Annotated in this window: 21 protein-coding genes and 2 tRNA genes; 10 read left to right on the forward strand and 13 right to left on the reverse strand. The window is 68.7% G+C overall.

From position 1 onward, the window contains the following. The first annotated feature begins 13 nt into the window (after positions 1-13). The 3 genes from cydB to E2F49_RS01420 all read left to right on the forward strand — a co-directional run bounded on the left by cydB (position 14) and on the right by E2F49_RS01420 (position 1,575). Positions 14-1,162, forward strand: a complete 1,149-nt coding sequence (gene cydB, locus E2F49_RS01410) for a cytochrome d ubiquinol oxidase subunit II (RefSeq protein ID WP_133392307.1) — start codon at positions 14-16, stop codon at positions 1,160-1,162. Between the two features lie 19 nt (positions 1,163-1,181). Beyond that, complete coding sequence (gene cydX, locus E2F49_RS01415) at positions 1,182-1,295, forward strand: cytochrome bd-I oxidase subunit CydX (protein ID WP_133392308.1); 114 nt, start codon at positions 1,182-1,184, stop codon at positions 1,293-1,295. Between the two features lie 67 nt (positions 1,296-1,362). After that, positions 1,363-1,575, forward strand: a complete 213-nt coding sequence (locus E2F49_RS01420; RefSeq protein ID WP_133392309.1) for a hypothetical protein — start codon at positions 1,363-1,365, stop codon at positions 1,573-1,575. Positions 1,576-1,712: 137 nt separating this feature from the next. On the opposite strand, the gene E2F49_RS01425 is transcribed toward E2F49_RS01420, so the two are convergent. Then, positions 1,713-1,799 (reverse strand) — tRNA-Leu (locus E2F49_RS01425). 221 nt (positions 1,800-2,020) lie between these two features. Beyond that, positions 2,021-2,107, reverse strand: a tRNA-Leu gene (locus tag E2F49_RS01430). A gap of 122 nt (positions 2,108-2,229) precedes the next feature. On the opposite strand from E2F49_RS01430, the gene rnr reads away from it, so the two are divergent. The 5 genes from rnr to E2F49_RS01455 all read left to right on the forward strand — a co-directional run bounded on the left by rnr (position 2,230) and on the right by E2F49_RS01455 (position 10,309). Continuing rightward, entirely contained in the window at positions 2,230-4,695 is a 2,466-nt protein-coding gene (rnr, locus tag E2F49_RS01435; RefSeq protein WP_133392310.1) for a ribonuclease R, read from the forward strand. 84 nt (positions 4,696-4,779) lie between these two features. Continuing rightward, a complete protein-coding gene (gene rlmB, locus E2F49_RS01440; protein ID WP_133392311.1) occupies positions 4,780-5,547 on the forward strand; it encodes a 23S rRNA (guanosine(2251)-2'-O)-methyltransferase RlmB in 768 nt (255 codons plus the stop codon). A gap of 37 nt (positions 5,548-5,584) precedes the next feature. Beyond that, entirely contained in the window at positions 5,585-8,569 is a 2,985-nt protein-coding gene (locus tag E2F49_RS01445; RefSeq protein ID WP_133392312.1) for a ligand-binding sensor domain-containing diguanylate cyclase, read from the forward strand. A 120-nt stretch (positions 8,570-8,689) separates the two neighbouring features. Beyond that, positions 8,690-9,004, forward strand: coding sequence for a quaternary ammonium compound efflux SMR transporter SugE (sugE, locus tag E2F49_RS01450; RefSeq protein WP_055247308.1), 315 nt, complete (start codon positions 8,690-8,692; stop codon positions 9,002-9,004). Positions 9,005-9,178: 174 nt separating this feature from the next. Further along, entirely contained in the window at positions 9,179-10,309 is a 1,131-nt protein-coding gene (locus E2F49_RS01455; RefSeq protein WP_243713357.1) for a metallophosphoesterase, read from the forward strand. Between the two features lie 7 nt (positions 10,310-10,316). Here E2F49_RS01455 and rnt read toward each other — a convergent pair whose 3' ends face one another. The 7 genes from rnt to pstS (E2F49_RS01490) all read right to left on the reverse strand — a co-directional run bounded on the left by rnt (position 10,317) and on the right by pstS (E2F49_RS01490) (position 17,700). Then, positions 10,317-10,994, reverse strand: a complete 678-nt coding sequence (gene rnt / locus E2F49_RS01460) for a ribonuclease T (protein WP_133392313.1) — start codon at positions 10,992-10,994, stop codon at positions 10,317-10,319. A 120-nt stretch (positions 10,995-11,114) separates the two neighbouring features. Further along, the gene (phoU, locus tag E2F49_RS01465) at positions 11,115-11,819 is read right to left on the reverse strand and encodes a phosphate signaling complex protein PhoU (RefSeq protein ID WP_055247314.1); all 705 of its coding nucleotides are present in this window, start codon (positions 11,817-11,819) and stop codon (positions 11,115-11,117) included. Positions 11,820-11,959: 140 nt separating this feature from the next. Next, positions 11,960-12,787, reverse strand: coding sequence for a phosphate ABC transporter ATP-binding protein PstB (gene pstB / locus E2F49_RS01470; RefSeq protein ID WP_133392314.1), 828 nt, complete (start codon positions 12,785-12,787; stop codon positions 11,960-11,962). A gap of 19 nt (positions 12,788-12,806) precedes the next feature. Beyond that, entirely contained in the window at positions 12,807-13,697 is an 891-nt protein-coding gene (pstA, locus tag E2F49_RS01475) for a phosphate ABC transporter permease PstA (RefSeq protein ID WP_133392315.1), read from the reverse strand. After that, positions 13,697-14,671, reverse strand: a complete 975-nt coding sequence (pstC, locus tag E2F49_RS01480; RefSeq protein ID WP_133392316.1) for a phosphate ABC transporter permease subunit PstC — start codon at positions 14,669-14,671, stop codon at positions 13,697-13,699. The genes pstA and pstC overlap by 1 nt, the downstream gene beginning before the upstream one ends. A gap of 264 nt (positions 14,672-14,935) precedes the next feature. Beyond that, complete coding sequence (gene pstS, locus E2F49_RS01485) at positions 14,936-16,030, reverse strand: phosphate ABC transporter substrate-binding protein PstS (protein ID WP_133392317.1); 1,095 nt, start codon at positions 16,028-16,030, stop codon at positions 14,936-14,938. 635 nt (positions 16,031-16,665) lie between these two features. Next, complete coding sequence (gene pstS, locus E2F49_RS01490) at positions 16,666-17,700, reverse strand: phosphate ABC transporter substrate-binding protein PstS (RefSeq protein WP_133392318.1); 1,035 nt, start codon at positions 17,698-17,700, stop codon at positions 16,666-16,668. 292 nt (positions 17,701-17,992) lie between these two features. Here pstS (E2F49_RS01490) and E2F49_RS01495 point away from each other — a divergent pair, with 292 nt between their 5' ends. After that, positions 17,993-19,297: a porin gene (locus tag E2F49_RS01495; protein WP_165971088.1), complete on the forward strand. Its 1,305-nt coding sequence runs from the start codon at positions 17,993-17,995 to the stop codon at positions 19,295-19,297. 297 nt (positions 19,298-19,594) lie between these two features. Here the strand turns inward: E2F49_RS01495 and E2F49_RS01500 are convergent, their stop codons facing one another. After that, a complete protein-coding gene (locus tag E2F49_RS01500) occupies positions 19,595-20,827 on the reverse strand; it encodes a dipeptidase (RefSeq protein WP_133392320.1) in 1,233 nt (410 codons plus the stop codon). 257 nt (positions 20,828-21,084) lie between these two features. Here E2F49_RS01500 and E2F49_RS01505 point away from each other — a divergent pair, with 257 nt between their 5' ends. Then, positions 21,085-22,686 carry a M28 family metallopeptidase gene (locus E2F49_RS01505; RefSeq protein ID WP_425481349.1) on the forward strand — a complete coding sequence of 534 codons (1,602 nt, stop codon included), beginning with the start codon at positions 21,085-21,087 and terminating at the stop codon, positions 22,684-22,686. Positions 22,687-22,879: 193 nt separating this feature from the next. On the opposite strand, the gene nth is transcribed toward E2F49_RS01505, so the two are convergent. The 3 genes from nth to E2F49_RS01520 are packed head-to-tail and all read right to left on the reverse strand — an operon-like array spanning position 22,880 to position 24,753. Then, a complete protein-coding gene (gene nth, locus E2F49_RS01510; RefSeq protein WP_133392322.1) occupies positions 22,880-23,521 on the reverse strand; it encodes an endonuclease III in 642 nt (213 codons plus the stop codon). A 44-nt stretch (positions 23,522-23,565) separates the two neighbouring features. Continuing rightward, positions 23,566-23,958, reverse strand: coding sequence for a hypothetical protein (locus E2F49_RS01515; RefSeq protein ID WP_133392323.1), 393 nt, complete (start codon positions 23,956-23,958; stop codon positions 23,566-23,568). A gap of 12 nt (positions 23,959-23,970) precedes the next feature. Continuing rightward, complete coding sequence (locus E2F49_RS01520) at positions 23,971-24,753, reverse strand: enoyl-CoA hydratase-related protein (RefSeq protein WP_133392324.1); 783 nt, start codon at positions 24,751-24,753, stop codon at positions 23,971-23,973. Positions 24,754-24,785: the final 32 nt, after the last annotated feature.

Consider the following 24,785-nt stretch of genomic DNA (forward strand, 5'->3'; position numbering starts at 1 on the left):
CAAGGACACGACGATGGATTTCATTCCCCTCGATTACGCCACCCTGCGCCTGATCTGGTGGCTGCTGCTGGGCGTGCTGCTGATCGGCTTCGCGGTAATGGACGGCTTCGACCTGGGCGTCGGTGCGTTGCTGCCGTTCGTGGCGAAGACGGACGCGGAGCGCCGCATCGTGGTCAACACCATCGGCCCGGTGTGGGAGGGCAACCAGGTCTGGTTGATCCTCGGCGGCGGCGCGATCTTCGCGGCCTTCCCACCGCTGTATGCCGTGAGCTTCTCGGGCTTCTATCTGGCGATGTTCGTGATCCTGTTCGCGCTGATCCTGCGTCCGGTCGGCTTCAAGTTCCGCGGCAAGGTCGAGGACCCGCGCTGGAAGCAGACCTGGGACTGGGCATTGTTCGTCGGCGGCTTCGTGCCGGCACTGATCTTCGGCGTGGCGGTGGGCAACGTGCTGCTGGGTGTGCCCTTCCATTTCACGCCCGAGTTGCGTGCCGTCTACACCGGCGGTTTCTTCGGCCTGCTCACGCCGTTCGCGCTGCTCGCCGGGCTGGTCAGCGTGAGCCTGCTGGTCGCGCATGGCGCGGCGATGCTGGTGATCAAGACCGATGGGGCCATCGCCGCGCGCGCCGCGCGCTACGGCAGCGTCGCGGCCGTGCTGGGCGCGGCGCTGTTCGTCGGCGCCGGCGTGTGGATCGCGTTCGGCATCCATGGCTTCCGCGTGTCATCGGTGATCGACACCGCGCTCGCGTCCAACCCGCTTCAGAAGACCGTCGACACGACGCCCGGTGCATGGATGGACAACTATCGTGCGATGCCGTGGACGATCGCCGCGCCGCTGCTCGGCGCGCTCGGCGCGCTGGCGTCGGCGGCGTTGCTGCGGATGCGACGCGGCGGACTGGCATTCCTGGCCTCGGGCGTCTCGATTGCCGGTGTGATCCTGACCGTCGGATTCGCGATCTTTCCCTTCCTGCTGCCCTCGTCGAGCATGCCCGGCGCCAGCCTGACGCTGTGGGATGCGTCCAGCAGCCGGCTGACGCTCTGGATCATGCTGCTGGCGACCGTCGTGTTCCTGCCGCTGATCCTGCTCTACACCAGCTGGGTCTACCGCGTGCTGCGCGGCAAGGTCACCAGCGCGAGCGTCGCCGACACCCTCAACGCCTACTGAGCCCTACAAGGAGCACGCCATGTGGTACTTCGCCTGGATTCTCGGCATCGGTCTCGCGGCGACGTTCGCGATTCTCAACGGCATGTGGTTCGAGGTGCGCGAGCAGCGCCGGGAAGACGCGCAGGCCGGCTGACCGGCTCACGTTGGCGTCCGGTGCCGTGCAGGACACTGGGTCTTCCGTTCACGACCGGATAGACCCGATGACGACGCAGGACACACCGGACGCTGCCCGCGGCCCGCTGGAGCGGGACCGTGCCCCCGATGGCCCCACGGCGCCCGGTGAATCGGCCGAAAAGCGCGACCAGGACCAGCGCAACGATCCGGAGACGATGGCGGGCGCGCGGATCGGCAACCCCGACCGTCGCAGCGGCGAGGGTCCGCCGGACGATCCGGGCAACCGTCGCAAGGATTGAGTTCCGAGGCCGTGCGCGCGCACGCACGGCCTTCGCGTGTGCGATGCGCGTACGGAACGGACGCTGCAGAACGTCCGGGCACAAAAAAACCCGCTTTCGCGGGTTCTTGTTCGCTGCCGGTAGTGTCAGCGATGACCTGGTGCCCAGGAGAGGACTCGAACCTCCACGGAGTTGCCCCCGCTAGCACCTGAAGCTAGTGCGTCTACCAATTCCGCCACCTGGGCAGGTCAGGCCGGCAATTCTGGGGGGCGGCGGGGTGGCTGTCAATGGATCGTGTCGAAGCCGGTGTCACGCATTCGCATGCGGGGCTGACCGGTCGACGCCGCCGTCAACGGAATCCGTGCGCAGGTGCGCGACGACAGGGACGGAGATCCGGATTCGACGAGCACAAAAAAACCCGCCTTGGCGGGTTGTCTGTTCGCTGCCGGTAGTGTCAGCGATGACCTGGTGCCCAGGAGAGGACTCGAACCTCCACGGAGTTGCCCCCGCTAGCACCTGAAGCTAGTGCGTCTACCAATTCCGCCACCTGGGCAGGTCAGGGCGCGCATTTTGTCGAGGCACCTGACGCTTGTCAACGCACTCGTGCGTCGGCGATCGCGCGCCACGCATCGACGTCCACGCCGGCTGCGCGGAGCAGCCTGTACCATCGCCACAATGGCCAAACCACCCAGCAAACGCGGCAGCAGCCGCGGCACGCCCGGGCCCGCGAAGCAGGGGGCCGGCAAGCGCGGCACTCCGGCGCCGGCCCGCCCCAACGCGAAGAAGAAGCCCGCCGACGCGCGCCCGCCCTGGATGCCCGATCCGGGCCTGCAGCGCGCCGTGCGCAGCGGCGCGTCGGCAACCATCGGACACGACCGGCCGCCAGCCTCCCGCGGCGCGCGTTTCGTGGATCCCTACGCCAACCGCGAAGCGGCGCGCTACGAGAATCCCATTGCGAGCCGCGAGGCGATCCTGCAGACGATCGCCGATGCAGATGGCCCGATGACCTTCGACGAGTTGGCCGCCAAGCTCAATCTCGTCGAGCCCGATCGCGCCGATGCGCTCGGCAAGCGCGTCGCGGCGATGCTGCGCGAAGGCCAGCTGCTGCAGAACCGCCGCGGCGGTCTGGTGCCGGCCAAGCGCAACGACCTGATCCCCGGCACGGTGATCGCCAACCCGGAAGGCTTCGGATTCCTGCGCCCCGACAGCGGCAGCGGCGACGATCTGTTCCTGCCGCCCAACGAAATGCGCAAGGTCATGCATGGCGACCGCGCGCTGGCAGGCCTGACCAACGTCGATGCACGCGGCCGCCGCGCCGGCGTGATCGTCGAGGTGCTCGAGCGCCGCACGACGCGGCTGATGGGCCGGTTCGCGGTCGAGCACGGCATCAGCTTCGTGGTGCCCGACGACAAGCGCATCCAGCGCAACATCCAGATTCCGCACGACGCCGGTAACGCAGCGAAGCACGGCCAGCTGGTGGTCTGCGAGATCACTGCGCCGGGCGACAGCTACCGCCCGCCGATCGGGCGCGTGCTCGCGGTGCTCGGCGACGTGCTCAAGCCCTCGCTGGTGGTGGAGGCCGCGATCCACGGCCACAACCTGCCGCACGAGTTCCCGCAGCCAGTGCTCGAGGAGGCAGCGGCGATTCCGGTCGAGGTCGAGGAGCGCATGCTCGGCGGCCGCGTCGACCTGCGCGCGCTGCCGCTGGTGACCATCGACGGCGAGGACGCCAAGGATTTCGACGACGCGGTGTACTGCGAACCCAACCGCGACGGCTTCCGCCTCGTGGTCGCGATCGCCGACGTGTCGAACTACGTGCGCCCAGGCACGCCGCTCGACGACGAGGCCCAGCTGCGCGCGACCAGCGTGTATTTCCCGGGCTTCGTCGTGCCGATGCTGCCCGAGACGCTGTCCAACGGCATCTGCTCGCTGAAGCCGAAGGTCGACCGCATGTGTTTCGTCTGCGACATGCAGGTCGGGCGCGACGGCATCGTCTCGTCCTCGAAGTTCTACGAAGCGGTGATGCATTCGCACGCGCGCCTGACTTACACCCAGGTCTGGCAGGCGGTCGGCGAGAACGATGCCGACGTGCGCACCACGATCGCCGCGGTGCTGCCGCAGGTCGAGCATCTGCACCAGCTCTACCGGATCCTGTCGAAGGCGCGCGAGAAGCGCGGCGCGATCGAGTTCGAGAGCAGCGAAGTGCGCTTCGTGCTCGACAACACCGGCGAGGTCACCCAGGCCGGCATGCTCCAGCGCAACGATGCGCACAAGCTGATCGAGGAATGCATGATCGCGGCGAACGTGGAGGCCGCGAAGTGCCTGCTCGACGCCGCCGTGCCTGCGCCGTACCGCGTGCACGACAAGCCGCCGGAGTCGAAGTACGCCGACCTGCTGGAATTCCTGAAGGAATTCTCGCTGCGCATGCCGCCGTGGTCGAAGCTGCAGCCGAAGGATTTCACCCAGCTGCTGAAGAAGATCCGCGACCGGCCCGACGCGACCCTGCTCGAATCGGTGCTGCTGCGCAGCCAGAGCCAGGCGGTCTACGCGACCGAAAACATCGGCCATTTCGGCCTGGCGCTGGCGGCCTATGCGCACTTCACCTCGCCGATCCGCCGCTATCCCGACCTGCTGGTGCACCGCGCGATCAAGCATGTGCTGTCGGGCCAGCCGCTGACGAAGTTCCTGTACACGCCGCGCCTGATGGAGAGCCTGTCGCTGCAGTGCTCCGAGCGCTCGCGCCGCGCCGAGGAAGCCGAGCGCGAGGTCGACGAGCGCTATCGCGCCGCATGGATGGAACAGCACGTCGGCGGGCGTTTCGACGGCGTCATCAGCGGCGTGACCAGCTTCGGCCTGTTCGTCGAACTGGACCAGTCCAAGGTCAACGGCCTGGTGCACGTGACCCAGCTGCCCAACGACTTCTATACCTTCGATCCGATCCGCCGGATGCTCAGCGGCCAGCGCGCCGGGCGCGAGTATCGCCTTGGTGACCGGGTGCGCATCGTGGTGCTCAAGGCCAGCCTGGAGGACCGCAAGATCGACTTCCGCATCGTCGAATCCGATGCGCCCGAGCCGGGCGAACCCCGGCCGCCACCGCCGCGCGGCAAGCCGGCCAAGCGCGAGAAGAAGCCGTACCAGTAGAATAGGACGCCCTGCGGGGCCGGGACCGGCGGTTCCGGCCCCGCAGGCGTTTACGCCTCCGCTTCCCGACTTCGAACCTCACGCATGACCAGCAAGCAGAACCAGTGGATCGTCGGCATCAATGCCGTGGCCGCGGCCGTCGAACACGACGCCGAGAACGTGCGCGAGGTACTGCTGGAAGCAGGCGCGAAGAATCCGCGCATCGTCGAGATCGAATCGGCCGCACGCCGCCGCGACATCGACGTGCGCCGGGTCAACCAGCAGGCGCTCGACGGCGTGGCCGGTGGCCTGCGCCACCAGGGCGCAGCTGCGCGCTACGCCGCGGCGAAGACCTGGGACGAGAACGAGCTCGAAGGCCTGGTCGAGGCCGCCGAGGGCAAGGCGTTGCTGCTGGTGCTCGATGGCGTGCAGGACCCGCACAACCTCGGCGCCTGTCTGCGCAGCGCGGCCGCGGCCGGCGTCACCGCGGTGGTGATTCCCAAGGACAAGGCGGTGCAGGTCAACGCGACCGTGCGCAAGACGTCGGCCGGTGCAGCGGACAGCATTCCGGTGGTGCGCGTCACCAATCTCTCGCGCACGCTGCGCGACCTGCAGAAGCTGGGCGTGTGGATCTACGGCCTGGCGGGCGAGGCGGACGCCTCGCTGTACGCGCTCGACCTGCGTGGCAACGTCGCGCTGGTGCTGGGCGGCGAGGCCGACGGCCTGCGTCGTCTGACGCGCGAGCATTGCGACCAGCTGGTGACCATTCCGATGCCCGGCGGCGATGCTGCGGCGGGCGTGGAAAGTCTCAACGTCTCGGTCGCGGCCGGCGTGACGCTGTTCGAGGCGGTGCGTCAGCGCATCGTCGGCTGAGCCACATACGGGGCGCTCGGGGAGAGGCGTGGACGCGATGCGGCGCAGCGGTTGCCCGGCGGCTGTCGTGCGCGCGTCGCGCTGGCTGCTGCTCCTGCTCGCCATGTTGTGCTGCGCGGGTGTCGCCGGCGCGGTAACGCCGGCCCGCGAAACGCCCGGCCCGCTGCGCGATTACGCCGTCGACCACTGGACCTCGCGCGAGGGCCTGCCGCACAACTCGGTGCGCGACCTGGCGCAGACGCCCGACGGCTATCTGTGGCTGGCGACCTGGGAGGGGCTGGTCCGCTACGACGGACTCGAATTCGTGGTCTACGACCGCAGCACCGCAGACCCTGCGCTGCCCGACAACGGCGTCGGTTCGCTGTACGTAGATCCCACCGGCGCGCTGTGGCTGAGCGATTCGCGCGGCAATCTCGGACGGCGCGATCCCGCAGGCACGTTCCGCTTCTGGACTTCGGGCGAGGCGGGCTGGCCGCAGGTGCTGATCCACGCGATGGCGATGGATGCCGGCGGACGGCTGTGGCTGCTGTTCGAAGGGCGCGGCCTGGGCTGTCTGCACCCCGACGGACGTTTCGAGTTCTTCGAAGCCGGCGAGGGCGTGCCGCTGCCGCTCAGCTATCCGCACATGGCGATCGGCGACGACGGCCGCATCTGGATCGGCGGCATGGACGGGCTGGTGGTGCGCGACACCGATGGCGTGCTGCGCCGGGCACCGGCGGGTTTCGGACTCGCCCCGGGCCTGGCCTGGCCGTATCGCGCGCCGGATCGGACCATCTGGCTGGTCGCTGGCGACGGCGTGTATCGCGTCGAAGGCGCGCGGGCGCGGCGCGTGCACCGGATTCCGGGGCAGGGCGATTTCACCGCGATGCTGCAGGACCGCCACGGCGACCTGTGGCTCGGCAGCGAAAGCCGCGGCCTGCTGCGCATCGGCGCGCGCGGCGTCGAAACGCCGCCGGCCGACGCCGCGCGTCCGGCTGGACGCATCGTGCAGCTGCTCGAGGATGCCGAGGGCAGCGTCTGGGCCGGTGCGAATGGCGGCCTGTTCCGGGTCCGGGAAACGTTGTTCACGCGCCTGCTGGCGCGTGACGGGCTCAGCGGCGATTACGTGCGCGCGCTGATCGAGGACGACGCCGGGCAATTGTGGATCGGCAGCACGGGGGGCCTCGACCGGCAGGGCGCGGACGGACGCGTGCACGCGGTCGACCTGCAGCCGGGCGTGGCGCCGTCGGTGCTCAGCCTGGCGCGCGGCGCCGATGGCGACCTGTGGGTGGGTGCCTATGGCGGTCGCGTGTTCCGCGTGCGCGACGGCGCCGTCGTGGCCCGCCTCGATGGATTTCCCGGCCACATCCGCGCCATCGAGGCCGATGACGCCGGTGCGATCTGGATCGCCACGCATCGCGGACCTGTGCGGCTGGTCGACGGCCGTGTGTCGACGCCGCGCGTGCCCGGCCTGCCGACCGGTCTGGTGACCTCGCTGGCGTGGATCGACGGTGCGCTGTGGATCGGCTCGGTCGAGGGCGCCAGCGTGCTCCGCGACGGGCGCGTGCGGCCGGTGGCGCTGCCGCCCCGCGACGGCGCGCGCACGGTGTTCGCATTCCGCGACATCGGCGACGCGGTCTGGATCGCGACCGACCGCGGGCTGTACCGCGAACGCGACGGCGTGCTCGCGCATGTCGGCCTCGCGCAGGGCATGCCGGTCGATTCGGTGTTCCAGATCGTGCCGGACCGGCTGGGCAATGCCTGGATCACCAGCAACCGCGGCATGTTGCGCGCGCGCATGGACGATCTGGACGCCGTCGCCGACGGCCGCCTGCAGCGCCTGACGCTGGATCGCTACGACGAGATCGACGGCATGTCGAACGCGCAGGGCAACGGCAGCTCGTCGCCGTCAGCACTCCTGCGTCGCGACGGCTCGGTGTGGATGGCGACGGCGCGCGGTGTCAGCGCGGTCGATCCCCGGCGCTGGCGGACCTTCAGCGCCTTGCCGCCGCCGATGCCACGCATCGAATCGGTGCGTCTCGACGGCGCGTCCGCGCCGTGGCGCGACGGCGACCGGTTGCCCGGCGGCACGCGCCTGTCGGTGTCGTACGTGGGGCTGAGCTTCCTGATGTCGGAGCGCATCCGCTTCCGCACGCGTCTCGAGGGCCTCGACGCCGACTGGGTCGAGCGCGGTCGCCAGCGCAGTGTGGAGTTCGTCGGCCTGCCGCCGGGCGACTACGTGCTGCACGTGTCCGCGGCGCATGCGGACGGCGCATGGAGCGAGCCCGCGCAGTGGCGCTTCTCGATCGCGCCGCTGTGGTGGCAGCGCCACAGCGTGCAGGCACTGTGCGCGGCGCTGGTGCTGCTGGCGCTGGCACTGGCGTACCGCGAACGCATCCGCCGCTACCGCAGCGCCAACGACCGTCTGAGCCGCCTGGTAGACGACCGCACGCAGGCGCTGCAGCGGCAGACCGCGCAGCTGATCGAGGCCGACAGCGAGAAGACCGAACTGCTCGGCCGTCTGCGCGCACAGGCCGAGACGTTCGAGCGCCAGGCCTACGAGGACGCGCTGACCGCGCTGCCCAACCGGCGCAGCTTCGACGATGCCCTGGCGCGCGAGTTCGCACGTGCGCAGCGGCGCCGCCAGCCGCTGTGCCTGGTGATCCTCGACGTCGACCGCTTCAAGTCGATCAACGACGTGCACAGTCACGCGGTGGGCGACGAAGTACTGCGCCAGGTCGGCGGCGTGCTGGCCGGCGCCTGCCGCGCGACGGACGTGGCCGCGCGCATCGGCGGCGAGGAGTTCGCGATGATCCTCGTCGACGCCAGTCGCGAGGACGCGCATGCGGTCTACGCGCGCCTGCGCGAGACCTTCGCGCGCAAACGCGACTGGGGTGGCGTGGACGATCTGGTGGTGACGATCAGTGCCGGCGTGGCGATGCGCGACCCGGTCGACACCACGCCCACGCAGCTGATGCGTCGCGCCGACGCCGCGTTGTACCGCGCCAAGAGCGAAGGCCGCGATCGCCTGAGCGACGGCTGACGGCGCGCGGGCGTTCAGTGCGCCGGCGATAGAATCCGTGCCGATCACGGTGGCGGGGACGACCCCGCCTGACACACCGCACACCGGGGACGACCCCATCGCAACGATGGAGGTTCTCCCATGTCCTGGATCATTCTCGTGCTCGCCGGCCTGTTCGAAATCGGCTGGGCGATCGGCCTGAAATACACCGAAGGCTTTACGAAGTTCTGGCCGACGGTCGGCACGGTGACCGCGATGGTCGTCAGCGTCGGTCTGCTCGGCGTCGCGATGCGCGAGCTGCCGGTCGGCACCGCCTACGCGATCTGGGTCGGCATCGGCGCCGTCGGCACGGTGATCCTCGGCATCGTGCTGCTGGGCGATGCGGCGAGTCCGGGCAGGCTGCTCAGTCTGGGCCTGATCATCGCGGGCATTATCGGTCTGAAACTCGCGAGCTGATCGCGCGCGCCCTGCACGCCGGTGCGGCGCAGGGCGCTCTCCTGTTTGCACGCCGCCTGAGCGATGCAACTGCGGATGCTGGCGCGCGACGACGGCATCGTCGACCATGGCCGACCCCCACGTCGGTCCGGCCTGCACGGATCGTTCTTTCCCGCGCTTTTTCCGGATGCTGTCGTGCTGATCACTGCCGCGCTCGTGCTCGTCCCCTATCTGATCCTGCGGTTCGTCTGGCCGCTGCGGCTGTCGTGGCCGGCGAAGGCCGCGCTGTCGGTCGCGCTGTGCGCGCTGGCCTTCCATCACCGCATCGTCGCCCGCTTCGCCGGCAGCGTGGCTTCGCCTGAGCTGCCGAAGTTCGTCATCGCGGCGATCGGCACGGCCTTCATCGCCTTGCTGCTGACGGCGGTCTTCGTGCTGCTGCTCGATCTGGTGATGCTGGTCGTCTGGATGCTGCGTCGCCGGCAGCTGCTGGCGCGTCTGCGCGCGCCGGCGCTGCGTCCTGCGCTCGCCGGCATCGCGCTGCTGCTGTCGGCCTTCGGCACCTGGCAGGCGATGGCGGTGCCGCAGGTGCGGCAGGTGGAGATCGCGATCGCGGATCTGCCGCAGGCCTTCGACGGCTACCGCCTGCTGCAGCTGACCGACATCCACGCAAGCCGCTTGCTGACAGGGGACTGGGTCACCGAGGTCGTCGCGGCCTCGAACGCGCAGCGCCCCGACCTGATCGTCATCACCGGCGATCTGGTCGATGGCAGCGTCACCGCGCGCGCGAACGACGTGCGACCGCTCGCGGATCTGCGCGCGCCCGATGGCGTCGTCGCGATCACCGGCAATCACGAGTATTACGGGCAATACCGCGACTGGATGGATGCGTTCCGCGCGATGGGCATGACGGTGCTCGAGAACACGCATCTGCGGATCGCACGCGACGGTGCGGCGCTGACCATCGCCGGCGTGACCGATCCGGTCGCCGCGCGCTACGGACTCACGCTGCCGGATGTCGACGCCGCGCTCGCCGGGCGCGATGCCGACGCACCGGTCGTCCTGCTCGACCATCGCCCCACGCAGGCGCGCGAAAACGCCCGGCGCGGCGTCGACCTGCAGCTCTCGGGCCACACCCATGGCGGCCACATCGTCGGCATGGACCGGCTGGTCGCGCGCGCCAACGGCGGCTTCGTCTCCGGCCGCTACGACGTCGACGGCATGCAGCTCTACGTCAGCAACGGCGCGGGTCTGTGGCCGGGCTTCGCGACGCGCATCGGCGTGCCGTCGGAAATCACGGTGATCACCCTGCGTCGCGCGGCGCGCTGACGGCGATTCAATCCGCCGCGGCTGCGGGCGCCGCCGGCGCCATCGCCGGCCAGGCGTTGGCGATACGGCAGAACAGCTGCGCGGTCAGCGTGGTGTCATAGAGCGCGGAGTGCGCCTGCGACTGGTCCCACTCGAGCCCCGCAGCCTGCACGGCGCGTGCGAGTACGGTCTGGCCGTAGGCCACGCCGGCCAGCGTGACCGTGTCGAACACGCTGAAGGGATGGAACGGATTGCGCTTGTGCTGGGTGCGCGCGACCGCGGCGTTGACGAAGCCCAGATCGAAATGCGCGTTGTGGCCGACGAGGATCGCGCGCTGGCAGTTGTGCCGGCGCACTGCGATGCGCACGTGGTTGAAGATGTGGTCCAGCGCATCGCGCTCCGGCTTGGCGAAGCGGAACGGGTGATGGATGTCGATGCCGGTCACTTCCAGCGACTGCGGATCGATCTGCGTGCCTTCGGCCGGCTCGACGTGCGCATGCACCGGTGCGCCGGGCACCAGCTGGCCCGCCTCGTCGAGATCGAGCGGAATCGCGGCGATCTCCAGCAGGGCATGGCGGCGCGATTCGAAGCCGCCGGTCTCCACGTCGACCACGACCGGCAGGAAGCCGCGGAAGCGGCGGGACATCGGGGTATGGGGCGACGCGGTATCGGCGCTGGCGTCGGCGGGTGCTGCGGCTTCACTCATGCGTGCAAGCCTAGCAGAGGGCGGCGATACGCCCGGCACGCACGCGCATGAACGCAAGAACGCAAACGGCACGCATGCCTGCGCATGCGTGCCGTCGGACCTGCCGGATGTCGCGTGGAATCAGGTCACGGTATTGGTGAAGTCGCGCTTGTCGCGCGGCGGCAGCGGCTCGTCGCCCTTGACCAGGAACCAGACGTTCTCGGCGATGTTGGTCGCGTGGTCGCCGATGCGCTCGATGTTCTTGGCCATGAACAGCAGATGCGTGCAGGGCGTGATCGCGCGCGGGTCTTCCATCATGTAGGTCAGCAGTTCGCGGAACAGGCCGGTGTAGACGGTGTCGATCTCGGCGTCCTGCGCGCGCACGCGCTGGGCGGCCACCGGGTCGCTGTCGCGGAACGCCACCAGCACTTCGCGCATCTGGCGCACGGCGAGTTCGCCCAGCACGGTCAGGCCGCGCGTGTAGGGCAGGGGCGGCGCGAGATTGAGCGCGGTCGAGCGCTTGGCGACGTTCGCGGCGTAATCGCCGACGCGTTCGATGTCGGCGGCGATGCGCAGCGCGGCGAGGATCTCGCGCAGGTCGCGCGCCATCGGGCCGCGCAGCGCCAGCTTCATAACGTCCTGGCTGACCTCGTGTTCGAGCGCGTCGATCGCGTCGTCGTTGGCGATGATGCGTTCGGCGGCCTTGTCGTCGCGACGCTCCACGACGTCCAGTGCGGATTCCAGCTGCGCGGCGGCCATCTCGCCCATGCGCAGGATCTCGTTGGTCAGACGACTGCGTTCTTCGTCGTAACTCTTGACGATGTGGTCGTGCGGTTGCGAGTTCATGGTGGTTTACCTGCAAGAATGATGTCGTCGTTGTTCAGAGCAGCGTTTTCACGCGAGATCCTGCACTTTGCTCGTCCGGCCACGCGCAGCACGCGTGGCGTTCGGCAAGCCGCGCGGCAGTGCCGCGCAAGCGTCTTGCCTCACCCGAACCGTCCGGTGATGTAGTCCTCGGTCTGCTGCTTCGAGGGATTGGAGAAGATCGTCTCGGTGGTGTCGTGCTCGATCAGGTCGCCCAGGTACATGAAGGCGGTGAAGTCGGACACGCGCGCGGCCTGCTGCATGTTGTGGGTCACGATGACGATCGTGTAGTCGACCTTGAGTTCCTCGACCAGCTGCTCGATGCGGCTGGTGGAGATCGGATCGAGTGCCGAGGTCGGCTCGTCGAGCAGCAGCACGTCCGGGCGCAGGGCGACGGCGCGTGCGATGCACAGACGCTGCTGCTGGCCACCCGACAGACCCAGCGCGCTCTGGCCCAGCTTGTCCTTCACTTCGGTCCACAGCGCGGCCTGGGTCAGCGCCTGCTCGACGCGGACGTTGAGTTCGGCCTTCGACAGCTTCTCGTGGTGGCGGATCGCGTAGGCGACGTTCTCGAAGATCGTCATCGGGAACGGCACCGGCTTCTGGAACACCATGCCGACCTTCGAACGCAGGCGGTTCATGGGGTACTTGGTCGAGAGGATGTTCTCGCCGTCGAGCAGCAGTTCGCCGCTGGCGGTCATCTTCGGGTACAGCGCATAGATGCGGTTGAAGATGCGCAGCAGCGTCGACTTGCCGCAACCCGAAGGACCGATAAGCGCGGTCACGCGCTTTTCCGGAATCTCCAGGTTGATGCCCTTGAGGGCATGGAAGTCGCCGTAGTGGAAGTCCAGCCCGCGGGCGGCGATCTTGACCGGCGTCGGCGCCAGCTGGCTGCGCGCCTGCGCCGCGACCTGGATGCGTTGCGACGGAGCGGTGTGGAGGTCGTTCATGGACGGGTCCAGGCTGAGGTTAGTCATGGGAAATCTTGTTGCGCAGCAGGATCGCGCGGGCGCCGAGGCTGACCAGTAGCACGAAGCAGGTCAGCACCAGGGCGCCGGCCCAGGCGAGCTGTTGCCACGACTCGTAGGGGCTGCCGGCGTACTGGTACATCACCACCGGCACGCTCGCCATCGGCTGCATGACGTTGCTGTTCCAGTACTGGTTGCCGAAGGCGGTGAACAGCAGCGGTGCGGTCTCGCCGGAGATGCGTGCCAGCGCCAGCAGCACGCCGGTGACGATGCCGGCCGATGCGCTGCGGTAGAGCACCTGCACGACGACCTTCCACTGCGGCACGCCCAGCGACAGCGCCGCTTCGCGCATCTGCGTGGGCACCAGCTGCAGCATCTCGTCGGTGGTGCGTACCACGACCGGCAGCACGATGAAGGCCAGCGCCAGGGACCCGGCCAGCGCCGAGAAGCGGCCGCCGGTGGTCATCACGAAGGCGGTGTAGACGAACAGACCCAGCACGATCGACGGCGCCGACAGCAGGATGTCGTTGATGAAACGCACCACCGTGCCGACCTTGCGCGTGCGGCCGTATTCGGAAAGCCAGGTGCCCGCGGCCACACCCAGCGGCGTGCCGATGGCGATCGCCAGCGCGCACATCACCGCGCTGCCGAAGAAGGCGTTGAGCAGACCGCCTTCCTGCATCGGCGGCGGGGTCATCTGGGTGAACAGCGGAATGTTGATGCCGCCCGCGGCCTTGGACACCAGCGTCCACAGGATCCAGCCGAGGAAGAACAGACCGAAGGCGGCGGTCAGGCAGCCCATGAACACCGCGATGCCGTTGCGGATGCGGCGACGCGCGTAGAGGCGGTCGGCGACCTGGCGCTCGCGTTCGGTGACGGTGGCAACGCTCATCACTTGCCCTCCTTGCGGGCGAGCTGCATCAGCATCAGGCGGGCGATGGCCAGCACGACGAAGGTCACGATGAAGAGCACGAAGCCGAGCAGCAGCAGCGCCGAACGGTAGGTCTCGGTGGCTTCACCGAAATCGTTGGCGATCAGCGCGGCGATCGTGGTGCCCGGCTCGAGCAGCGAGGCGGTCAGGCGTACCGAGTTGCCGATCACGAAGGCCACGGCCATGGTTTCGCCGAGCGCGCGGCCGAGTCCCAGGAAGATGCCGCCGATCACCGCCGAACGTGTGTAGGGCAGCACGATGTCCCAGCTCACTTCCCACTTGGTCGCGCCGAGCGCGTAGGCCGATTCCTTCAGGCGCGTGGGCACCGTCAGGAACACCTCGCGCATGACCGCCGAGATGAAGGGGATGACCATGATCGCGAGCACGAAGCCGGCGGTCAGCGTGCCGATGCCCAGCGGCGGGCCGCGGAACAGCACGCCCAGGCCCGGAATCTCGCCCAGCGTGTCGTTGAGGAACGGGGTGATGTAGGTCGTCATCACCGGCACGAGCACGAACAGGCCCCACATGCCGTAGATGATCGACGGAATGCCCGCGAGCAGTTCGATCGCGGTGCCGACCGGTCCGCGCAGCCAGCGCGGCGCGACCTCGGTCAGGAAGAAGGCGATGCCGAAGCTCACCGGCACGGCGATGATCATCGCGATGACCGCGGTGACCACCGTGCCCAGGATCGGCGCCAGCGCACCGTAGCGGTTCTCGACCGGGTTCCAGTCGGCGCTGGTGAAGAAGGACAGGCCCTGCGTGGCGAGGGCGTCGCGGCCGCCCCACAGCATCGACAGCGCGGCGCCGGCGAGCGCCAGCATCACGAAGACGACGGTGGCGGTCAGGACGACCTTGAACAGACGATCGGCGCGGGCATCGCGGATGTCGCGGGCGCTCGGGGCCGGTGGTGCGGCGGGGAGGGTGGCGGCGTTCATTGGGGGTCCGGATAGGGAGAGCCGCGAAGCGGTTTGGATCCAGGTCAATCCGGCGGACGCCGGCGTGATCTGACCCCGTCATTCCGGCGAAAGCCGGAATCCAGTGATTTGCGCAGGACGTGTCGATCGAAGTCACTGGATCCCGGCTTGACTCGCGCTGCGCGCTCGCCCTTGCGGGCCGGCTGTCGCCGTTCACTCGCTGCACTCGTGTCGCCGGGATGACGATCCGTGGCCGCGCCCGCTTGCGCGGGCGCGGACGGATCGTCACTTGAACTCGGCGGCCCAGTAGGCCTCGATCTGCTGCACCAGCTCCGGCGGCAGCGGCACGTAGTGCAGTTCCTCGGCCTGCGGCTGGCCCTGCTCGAAGGCCCACTTGAAGAACTCGCGGGCGGCCTGGCTGCGTGCGGCGTCCTTGGGCTGCTTGTGCATCAGCATGAAGTTGGTCGCGGTGATCGGCCACGCGTCCGGACCCGGGGCGTTGGTGATGACCAGGTTGAAGTCCTGCGCGCTCGCCCAGTCGGCGGTCGCGGCGGCCGCGGCGAAGCTCTCTTCGCTCGGCTGCACCCAGTTGCCGGCCGCGTTCTGCAGCGAGGCGTAGGGCATGTTGTTCTGCAGCGCGTACGCCAGCTCGACGTAGCCGATCGATCCCTTGATCTGCTGCACGTAGGAGGCGACGCCTTCGTTGCCCTTGCCGCCCACGCCCGCCGGCCATTGCACCGAGGTGCCTTCGCCGACCGTGGACTTCCACGACTCGCTGACCTTGGACAGGTAGTTGGAGAAGTTGAAGGTGGTGCCCGAGCCGTCCGAGCGATGGACGATGCTGATCTTGCCGGCCGGCAGGGTCACGCCGGGGTTGAGCGCCGCGATCGCCGGATCGTTCCAGGTGGCGACCTTGCCCATGAAGATGTCGGCCAGCAGCGAACCGGTCAGCTTCAGCTGGCCCGGCTGCAGGCCGTCGACGTTGAGCACCGGCACCACGCCGCCGATGGCGGACGGGAACTGGCCCAGGCCCGCGGCCTGCAGTTCGGCGCTGTCGAGCGGCTTGTCCGAGGAACCGAAGTCGACCGTGCCGGCCTTGATCTGGGCGATGCCGCCACCCGAGCCGATCGACTGGTAGTTGATGCGGTTGCCGGTGGCGGTGTTGTAGTCGGCTGACCACTTCGACACCAGCGGATAGATGAACGAGGCGCCCGCGCCCGAGATGGTGGCTGTGACGCGATCACCTGCCGGCTGGGCTGCGGCCGGGGCGCCTTCGGCGGTCTGGCCGGCCGGCGCATCGGCGCCGTTGCCGTCGCAGGCGGCGAGGAAGATGAGCGAGGACAGCGCGAGGGCGCCGATCCGGAACGTCTGACGGGACATGCGACAAGCTCCATGTGGTGGCGGCAACGCATGGCGTCGCCTCGGTCCGCACATGAAATGATGTTTTTGTTACAGACGTATGACGCACGTCATCCCGGTGAATGACAGCTGCACGGGGCGGGCGGGAGTGCGATGGATGCGCGGATGTCCCGGGATGGACATCAGTTGTTGACGGCGGATTGAGGGTTAAGGCGTGCGAGAGGCGGCGCGATGGAGTCGCACCTCTTCCTCCGGCCTGAGTAGCGTCGTGTCTCAGCCATGCCGCGAGCGCCGCAATCCGCCCCTTCCCCCGCATGCGGGGGAAGGCCGGGATGGGGGCGGGCCGGACGTAGAGGATGCAATGCAACGGGCGCAATCGCTCAACCGCGTCCGCACGCGGCGGGCAGTGCTGTGCCCGGACGGTCCGCCCCCACCCAACCCTCCCCCGCAGGGCGGGGGAGGGCTTGCGTGGGTCGCAAGCTGAGACACCACTGATCAGGTCCTGACAGGAGGAGCTCGGGATCAAAGCGTGATCCAGACGCTTTCGCACACAAAAAAACGGGCCCGAAGGCCCGTAGGAGGAAAAAAGGGAGAGAGAGCTGTGTCTGGAGAGACGTGCGACCGGCGCGCTCGCGAAACGCGCCGGCCGCCGTGGATCAGTAGCGGGCGTTCTCGGCCCAGTAGCGCTCGACCTGCTGCACCAGCGCGGCCGGCAGCGGCACGTAGCCCAGCTGGCGCGCCTGCTGGCCGCCGTTGGCGTAGACCCAGCGGAAGAACTCCTGCGCGTTCTTCGCACCGGCGCGGTTGCGCGGCTCGCGGTGCATCAGGATGAAGTTGGTCGCGGTGATCGGCCAGGAGTTCTCGCCCGGAGCATTGGTCATCACCAGGAAGAAGTCGCGGCTGGCACCCCAGTTGGCGCTGGCGGCGGCGGCCGAGAAGGTCTCCTCGCTCGGCAGCACGAAGTTGCCGGCGGCATTCTTCAGGCGCGAGTACGACAGGCGGTTCTGCAGCGCGTACGACAGCTCGACGTAACCGATGCCGCCCTTGATCTGCTTCACGTAGGCGGCGACGCCCTCGTTGCCCTTGCCGCCGATGCCCACCGGCCACTTGACCGTGGTGCCTTCGCCCACGCCGTTCTTCCAGTCCGGGCTGACCTTGGACAGGTAGTTGACGAAGTTGAAGGTGGTACCCGAGCCGTCCGAACGATGCACGACGGTGATGCGCGCGTCGGGCAGGTTGATGCCGCCGTTGAGCGCGGCGATCGCCGGGTCGTTCCAGCGGGTGATCTTGCCCAGGAAGATGTTGGCCAGGGTGTCGCCGTCGAGCTTCATTGCGCCCGCGGCCACGCCTTCGACGTTGACGATCGGCACCACGCCGCCGATGACCGAGGGGAACTGCACCAGGCCCGACTTCTGCAGGTCTGCCGGCGGCAGCGGGGCGTCGGACGAACCGAAGTCGACCGTGCCGGCCTTGATCTGGGCGATGCCGCCGCCCGAACCGATCGACTGGTAGTTGATCTGCTTGTTCGTGGCGGTGCGGTAGTCGGCCGACCAGCGGGTCATGGCCGGATAGACGAACGATGCGCCTGCGCCGGTCACGTCGTTGGCCATGGCGGGAGCGGCGAACGTGGTCGCCAGCAGCGTGGTCGACAGCGCGACGGCCGCGACACGGTTCTTGAGCAGTGCGTACATGGGGTTCCCTGGAGTGTTGGACGGCCTGTGTCGCCGCGGGGCGTATTCAACGCAGCGCGCATGACATTTCCGCGACACGCCGATGACCGGCGGGTGACGCGCGCACGACGGGCCACACCGCGGATCCGCAACGGCTGTCACCGGACTGTCATGCGGATGCCATCGCAGTGTCAGCAAAGCTGCGCAGTCTGCGCACCGTCGCTAACGGGCGCTTAACGCCATGCCGGTGCGAGCCGGCGTGACCTGCGTGCGGAGGGCGATCCACACCTCACTCTCTCCACGGGAAACCACCATGCGTCATTCCATCCTGGCCGCGTCCGTCGCACTCGCCGTCGCGTCCGTCTCCCTCGAAGCAGCCGCCCAGAGCCAGAACCGGGATGCCGAGGTCGCCGCCCTGCGCGCGCAGCTCGCCGAAATGCAGGCCAAGATCGAAGCCCTCGAAGTCCGCACCGACGCCCAGTCCGACATCAACATCGGCACCCAGGAGAGTCTGGACAAGATGGCGACCACGATGCCGGTCGTCGACACCAAGGGCGGCCTGAAGGTCACGTCGGCCGACAAGAAGTTCGAGTTCCAGGCGGGCGGTCGCATCCACTTCGACGCCTACGCCTTCGACCGCGACACCGCCGCGACCACCGGCACCACCGAATTCCGCCGCGCCCGCATCACCCTGCAGGGCAAGGCCTACGGCTGGGACTACAAGTTCGAGCAGGACTTCGCCGCCGGCAGCGGCCTCGACGGTTTCCGCGACGTCTACATCGCCAAGTCGGCGCTCGGCGGCAAGTTCACCATCGGTCACTTCAAGCCCTACCGCTCGATGGAAGAGCTGACCAGCTCCAACGAGATCCTGATGATGGAGCGTCCGTTCGCCTCGGCGACCGGCCTGTTCAACGGCCGCCAGTTCCAGCAGGGCGTGGGCTACATGCGCGCCGACGGCAACTACACCGCCGGCCTGTCGGTGTTCAACCTGCGCAGCGCCTCGGGCAGCCGCAACGAAGGCGTCGGCGCGGCCGGCCGCGTCACGTTCGCGCCGATCAACACCGAAGAGAGCACGCTGCACTTCGGCGGCTGGGCCAGCCAGGAGAACGTCAACCAGGGCTCGGCCGACCTGACCTTCGCCGCCAACTACGCAGGCCGTCGCGGCCCGGCGCAGACCATCGCCACGACCACCGCGCTGAGCCGCAACCAGGTCACCGCGGTCGGCGTCGAAGCCGCCGGCTCATTCGGCCCGCTGTTCTTCCAGGCCGAGTACGCCAAGGCCACCTTCGGTCGTCCGCTGGGCGCCGACCAGGACGTCGACACCTGGTACGTGCAGGGCAGCTGGCTGCTCAACGGCGGCCACAAGGCCTACAAGCCGGCCAACGGCATCTTCGCCTCGCCCAAGGTCGCCGACACCGGCCTGTGGGAACTGACCGCGCGCTACGACACGGTCGAGAACAAGGACGTCCGCAACATGGACGTCAGCAGCTGGATCGTCGGCATGAACTACTACGTCAATCCGAACCTGCGCTTCATGTTCAACTACACCAAGGGCGACAACAGCTTCACCGGCGACGAGACCGGCCAGTACGCACTGCGCACGCAGTTCTCGTTCTGATCGAAACGAACTTTGAGAGCGAAAGCCCGCGGCGTGAGCCGCGGGCTTTTTCGTTGCAGGACTGGTGACATGCCTTCCGGCCTCGGACTGGCGGGGGCGAACGTGCGAAGCCCTCCCCTGCAAGGCGGGGGAGGGTTGGGTGGGGGCACACCATCAGGTTCGAACCCTCCCGCATCGCGCGCGAGTTCCGCCCGTCTCCGGATGTTTCGCGATCTGACCGTTCGCCCCCATCCCGGCCTTTCCCCCGCACGCGGGGGAAGGGGCATGTCAACGGCTTACCGGCGAGGCCCGCGCACTTCAGCTCGCCGTCTGCGCCTCTGCTTCCGCCACCGCCTGCGCCTGCCGGATCACGCGCAGCAGGTTCCCGCTCCACATCGCCTCGATCTGCGCTTCGGTGTAGCCGGCCTCGAGCAGCCGCGCGGTGATCTTCGGCAGGTCGGACACGTCCTCCATCCCCACGACGCCGCCACCGCCGTCCCAGTCGGCGCCGAAGCCGACGTGCTCGGGTCCGGCGACCTCGATGATGTGCAGGATGTGGGCGAAGTAGTCGTCGAGCGTCGCCTGCTTGAGGCCATGTTTCGCATCGAGTTCCGCGCGCAGCCGGTCGAATTCGTGCCAGTCCGCATCGCGCATGTTGGCGCGGCCACCGAAGCGATCAAAGAGCGCGGCGACTTCCTCGCGATAGGCGGGCGTCGCGCCGGTGTCGATCAGATAGCTGCCCAGCGAGTTCACCAGGATCACGCCGCCGTGCTCGGCCAGCGTGCGGATGCGCGCATCGTCGATGTTGCGCGGGTGTTCGTAGACCGCGTCGGCGCCGGTGTGGCTGAGGATGATCGGCGCCTTCGACAGTGCGATGAGCTGGTCGAACACCGCATCCGACGCATGCGAGTGGTCCAGCACGATGCCGAGGCGATTCGCTTCGGCCACCAGTGCGCGGCCCTTGTCGCTCAGCCCGTTCCATTCCGGCGGCGTGCTGGCCGAGTCAGCGAAATCGTTGTTCGACGTGTGCACCAGGCCGAGCACGCGCACGCCCATGCGGTGATAGAACCCCAGCAGTGAGGGGTCGGCGCTCAGCGGCGAGGCGTTCTCGATGCTGATGTAGACCACGCGCTTGCCGGCATCGCGGATGCGCGCGGCGTCATCGGCCGTCAGCGCGAGCTCGAAGGTGTCGGGGTGCGCGGCCAGCAGCTCGCGGATCTCGACCAGGCGCGTCAGGCCGTGATCGCGCGCGGCGAGATCGTCGGCGGGCGTGCGTCCGCGCTGGCCGGTGTAGATCACCCAGACGCCGCCATCGAGGCCGCCTTCGACCATCTTCGGCAGGTCGACCTGGCTGTTCAGCGGCGCGGTGTCGTTGCGCTGCAGGATGTCCCAGCCTTCGCGCGCGAAGAACATCGGCGTGTCGAGATGACTGTCCAGCGTGAGGATGCGCTCGTGCAGCGCACGCGCTTCCGCGGAGACGGTGTCGGCGGCCAGGGCGGGCACGCAGGCGAGGGACAGGGCGAGGGCGAGGCCGGACAGCAGTGGTTTCATGCGCGCACGTCGGTAGCGGAAGTCGATCCCGATAGTCGCACTTCCAGCGCGTGGCCTGCAGGCCGCAGCGCAACGCGGCCACGTTCGATTGCGAGCGTCAAGTGCCGTCATGCAGCCGCGAAGCGATGCAGGCTGCGGGTAGCATGGGCGGCCGCGCCGTGGAGACGGCGCACGCACCGGTCCGCCGTGCAGGCGCGCCGCGTTCCGCATTCTGTCCGGGGAGTTCCGTGAGCAAGCCGCAATCCAAACGCTTCCGTCTGCTGCAGGCCGCCGTGGCCATCGTCGCCCTCGCACCGTGTCTGGCCTTCTCGCAGGCGGTCGAACCGGTCGATCTGGACGTCGTCGCCAAGATCCGCCACGAGGCCTTCAACCGCTCGCAGGTCGCGGCCAACCTCAAGGAGCTGACCGAGACCATCGGCCCGCGCCTGACCAACTCGCCGGCCTACGTGCGTTCGAGCGAATGGGCGCGCAACAAGCTCAGCGGCTATGGCCTGACCAATGTGCACGACGAGGTCTACGACGAAGCCTTCGGGCGCGGCTGGGAATTCCGCGCCTCGCGCGTCGAACTGATCGCGCCGCGCGAGCTGCCGATCCACGCGCTGCCCAAGGCGTGGACGCCGGGCACCAATGGACCGGTCGAAGGCGAGCTGGTGCGCGCCTCGTTCAAGACCGTCGAGGACATCGAGAAGCAGCGCGGCAAGCTTGCCGGCAAGATCGTGCTGCTCGACGAGGCCCGCGCCTACAAGCCCGCCGACAAGCCGGATTTCCGTCGCCACACCGAGGAAGACCTCGGCGAACTGCAGACCTTCCCGGTGCCGCAGGACCGCGACCCGGACGCGCAGAACAAGCGCCTGGACGAGTACCGCAAGCGTCAGGAGCTGGTACGCGCGCTCAACACCTTCTTCGCCGAGGAAGGTGTGCTGGCGACGCTGTCGATCAGTTCCTGGGACAACGGCATCGTCCGCGTGATGGGCGGGGGCGGCCGCAAGGCCGGCGATCCCGAGGGCGTGCCGGATCTCGTCGTCGCGGCCGAGCACTACAACCAGCTCGTGCGCGCCGTCGACGCCAAGCAGGCGCCGCGTCTGCGCGTCGACGTGCAGGCCCGTTTCACCAGCGATGCCGATCTGCCGGCGACCAGCACCTTCGCCGAACTGCGCGGCAGTTCGAAGGCGAACGAGACGGTGATCATCGGCGCCCATCTCGATTCCTGGCACACCGGCACCGGCGCGGCCGACAACGGCGCGGGCGTGGTCGTGATGATGGAGGCCATGCGCATCCTCAAGGCGATCGACGCGCGCCCGAAGCGCACGATCCGCATCGCGCTGTGGGGCGGCGAGGAGCAGGGCCTGCATGGTTCGGCCGGCTATGTCGCCAAGTACCTGGCCGACTGGCCGGCGCCGACCGATCCCGAGCAGATCGCATTGCCGCGCGCGTTCCAGCGTGGCACCGGTCCGCTGCAGCGACGCGCCGGCTTCGATCGCTTCTCGACCTATTTCAACTTCGACAACGGCACCGGGCGCATCCGCGGTATCTACGCGCAGGAGAACCACGCCGCCGTGCCGGTGTTCCGCGCGTGGCTGGCGCCATTCGCCGATCTGGGCGCGACTGTCGTGACCACGCGCAATACCGGCAGCACCGACCACATCTCCTTCGACCGCGTCGGCCTGCCGGGCTTCCAGTTCGTGCAGGACCCGGCCGACTATTTCAGCCACGTCCATCACACGCATCTCGACACCTACGACCACGTGGTGCCGGACGACCTGAAGCAGGCCGCGGCGATCATCGCGTCGTTCGCGTATCACGCGGCGATGCGTGAAGAGCGACTGCCGCGCAAGCCGTTCTCGGAGCGGGATGAATGATTTGGTGAGGCGCGGCGGCTGACTTCTTGTCGCGCCTGACCCTCACAGTTCGATCGAAAATATCGACCGTCGCCCTAGCGGCTTTCAACAGACGCATGTCTGGTCAGGCTGGGGCCCATGTTGATCTGGGCATTACCGCGAAAATGGATCCCAGCGTCCGCTGGGATGACGAGCTAAAAGGCTGGGGCTCGCGCTAAGCGCTCCCCACCGTCTTCTCCTTGAACCGGCACAGATCCCGCACCACGCACTTCGGACAGTCCGGCTTGCGCGCCTTGCAGGTGTAGCGCCCGTGCAGGATCAGCCAGTGGTGCGCGCCGAGCAGGAACTCCCCGGGAATGACGCGCATCAGCCGGTCCTCGACTGCGCGCACGTCCTTGCCGGGCGCCAGACCCGTGCGGTTCGACACGCGGAAGATGTGCGTGTCCACCGCGATCGCCGGTTCGCCGAACACCGTGTTGAGGACGACGTTCGCGGTCTTGCGGCCCACGCCCGGCAGCGCCTCGAGTGCGGCGCGGTCATTGGGCACTTCGCCGCCGTGCTGCGCCACCAGGATGCGGCAAGCCGCGATCACGTTTTTCGCCTTGGCGTTGAACAGGCCGATCGTCGAGATGTGACGCTTGAGCGCGTCTTCGCCCAGGTCGAGGATCGCCTGCGCGGTGTTCGCGACCGGGTACAGACGCCGCGTCGCCTTGTTGACGCCGACGTCGGTCGCCTGCGCCGACAGGATCACCGCGATCAGCAGCTCGAACGGCGAGGTGTATTCGAGTTCGGTTGTCGGTTCGGGATCGATTTCGCGCAGGCGCGACAGGAACTCGTGGATCTCCGCGCGTGTCATCGTGGGGCCGCGACGCCTGGGCGCCGCTGCTACGGGTGATGCCGTCACGACGTGCCTCCGCCGGCGCGCGCCTTGGCACGGGCGAGCAGGGCGGCGGCACCGGTCGGCAACGCGGGCCGCGATGTGGGCGCATCGTCGACGGATTCGCCCGGGGGCGGCATGCGCCGTCCGGCGTCGCGTTCGGCCGCACGCTGCGCGAGCCTGGCATTGCGTGCCTCGAATCGCGCGCGTGCGTCCCAGGCGGCGCGCAGGCGCCGACGCGTTGCCAGCAGCAGGTCGCGTGCGTCCGGTGTCAGCGTGTCGGCGCAGCCGTCCGGCCAGGCGTCCATCAGCCCCGCATCGATCGCGGCATCGACATCGTCAGCGCGCAACAGCGCAACGAGACGGTCGAGGGCGGCGGGGTCCGGAACGCTGGCGTCTGGCGGGCGGTGCGGCATGGGGTGTTTCGATCAGCGATTCGAGAACGCCGGCTTGCGGCGTTCGAGAAATGCGCGCGTGCCTTCGCGCATGTCCTCGGTCGCGAACATCAGGCCGAACTGCGCGGCCTCGTAGGCGAGGCCTTCGCCGATCGCGCTTTCGCCGCCGAAGTTCACGCAGTCCAGCACGCCACGCAGTGCCAGCGGCGCCGCGTTCGCGAGCTGCTCGGCCAGCGCCATCGTCTGCGTCTGCAGTTCGGCCGCCGGCACCACGCGATTGACGATGCCCAGCGCGAGCGCGCGCGTCGCATCGATCGGTGCGCCGGTCAGGCACAGTTCCAGCGTCGCCGCGCGACCGGCCAGACGCAGCAGGCGCTGGGTGCCGCCGAAACCGGGAATCAGGCCGAGGTTCACCTCCGGCTGGCCGACCTTGGCGGTGTCGGCGGCGATACGCAGATGGCAGCACATCGCCAGTTCCAGTCCGCCACCCAGCGCGAAGCCGTTGACCATCGCGATCACCGGCTTGGACAGGGTCTCGACGGTGCGCATCATCGCCTGGCCGCGCAGGGCAAAGTCGCGGCCCTGGACCGGCGGCAGCTCGGCCATCTCGCTGATGTCGGCGCCGGCGACGAACGCCTTCGGGCCGGCGCCAGTCAGCACGACCACGCGCACGGCGTCGTCGCGCGCGGCGTCGTCGAACGCGCGATGCAGCGCGTCGAGCGTGGCCGAGTTCAGCGCGTTCAGCTTGTCGGGGCGATTGACCGTGACCACGCGCACGGCGCCGTGGTCTTCGATGAGCAGCGGGGAATCGGACACAAGGATCTCCGGACGCGAAAAACAGCGCCTGA

Source organism: Luteimonas terrae (assembly GCF_004358165.1).
In the GTDB taxonomy this organism is placed as follows: Bacteria; Pseudomonadota; Gammaproteobacteria; order Xanthomonadales; family Xanthomonadaceae; genus Luteimonas; species Luteimonas terrae.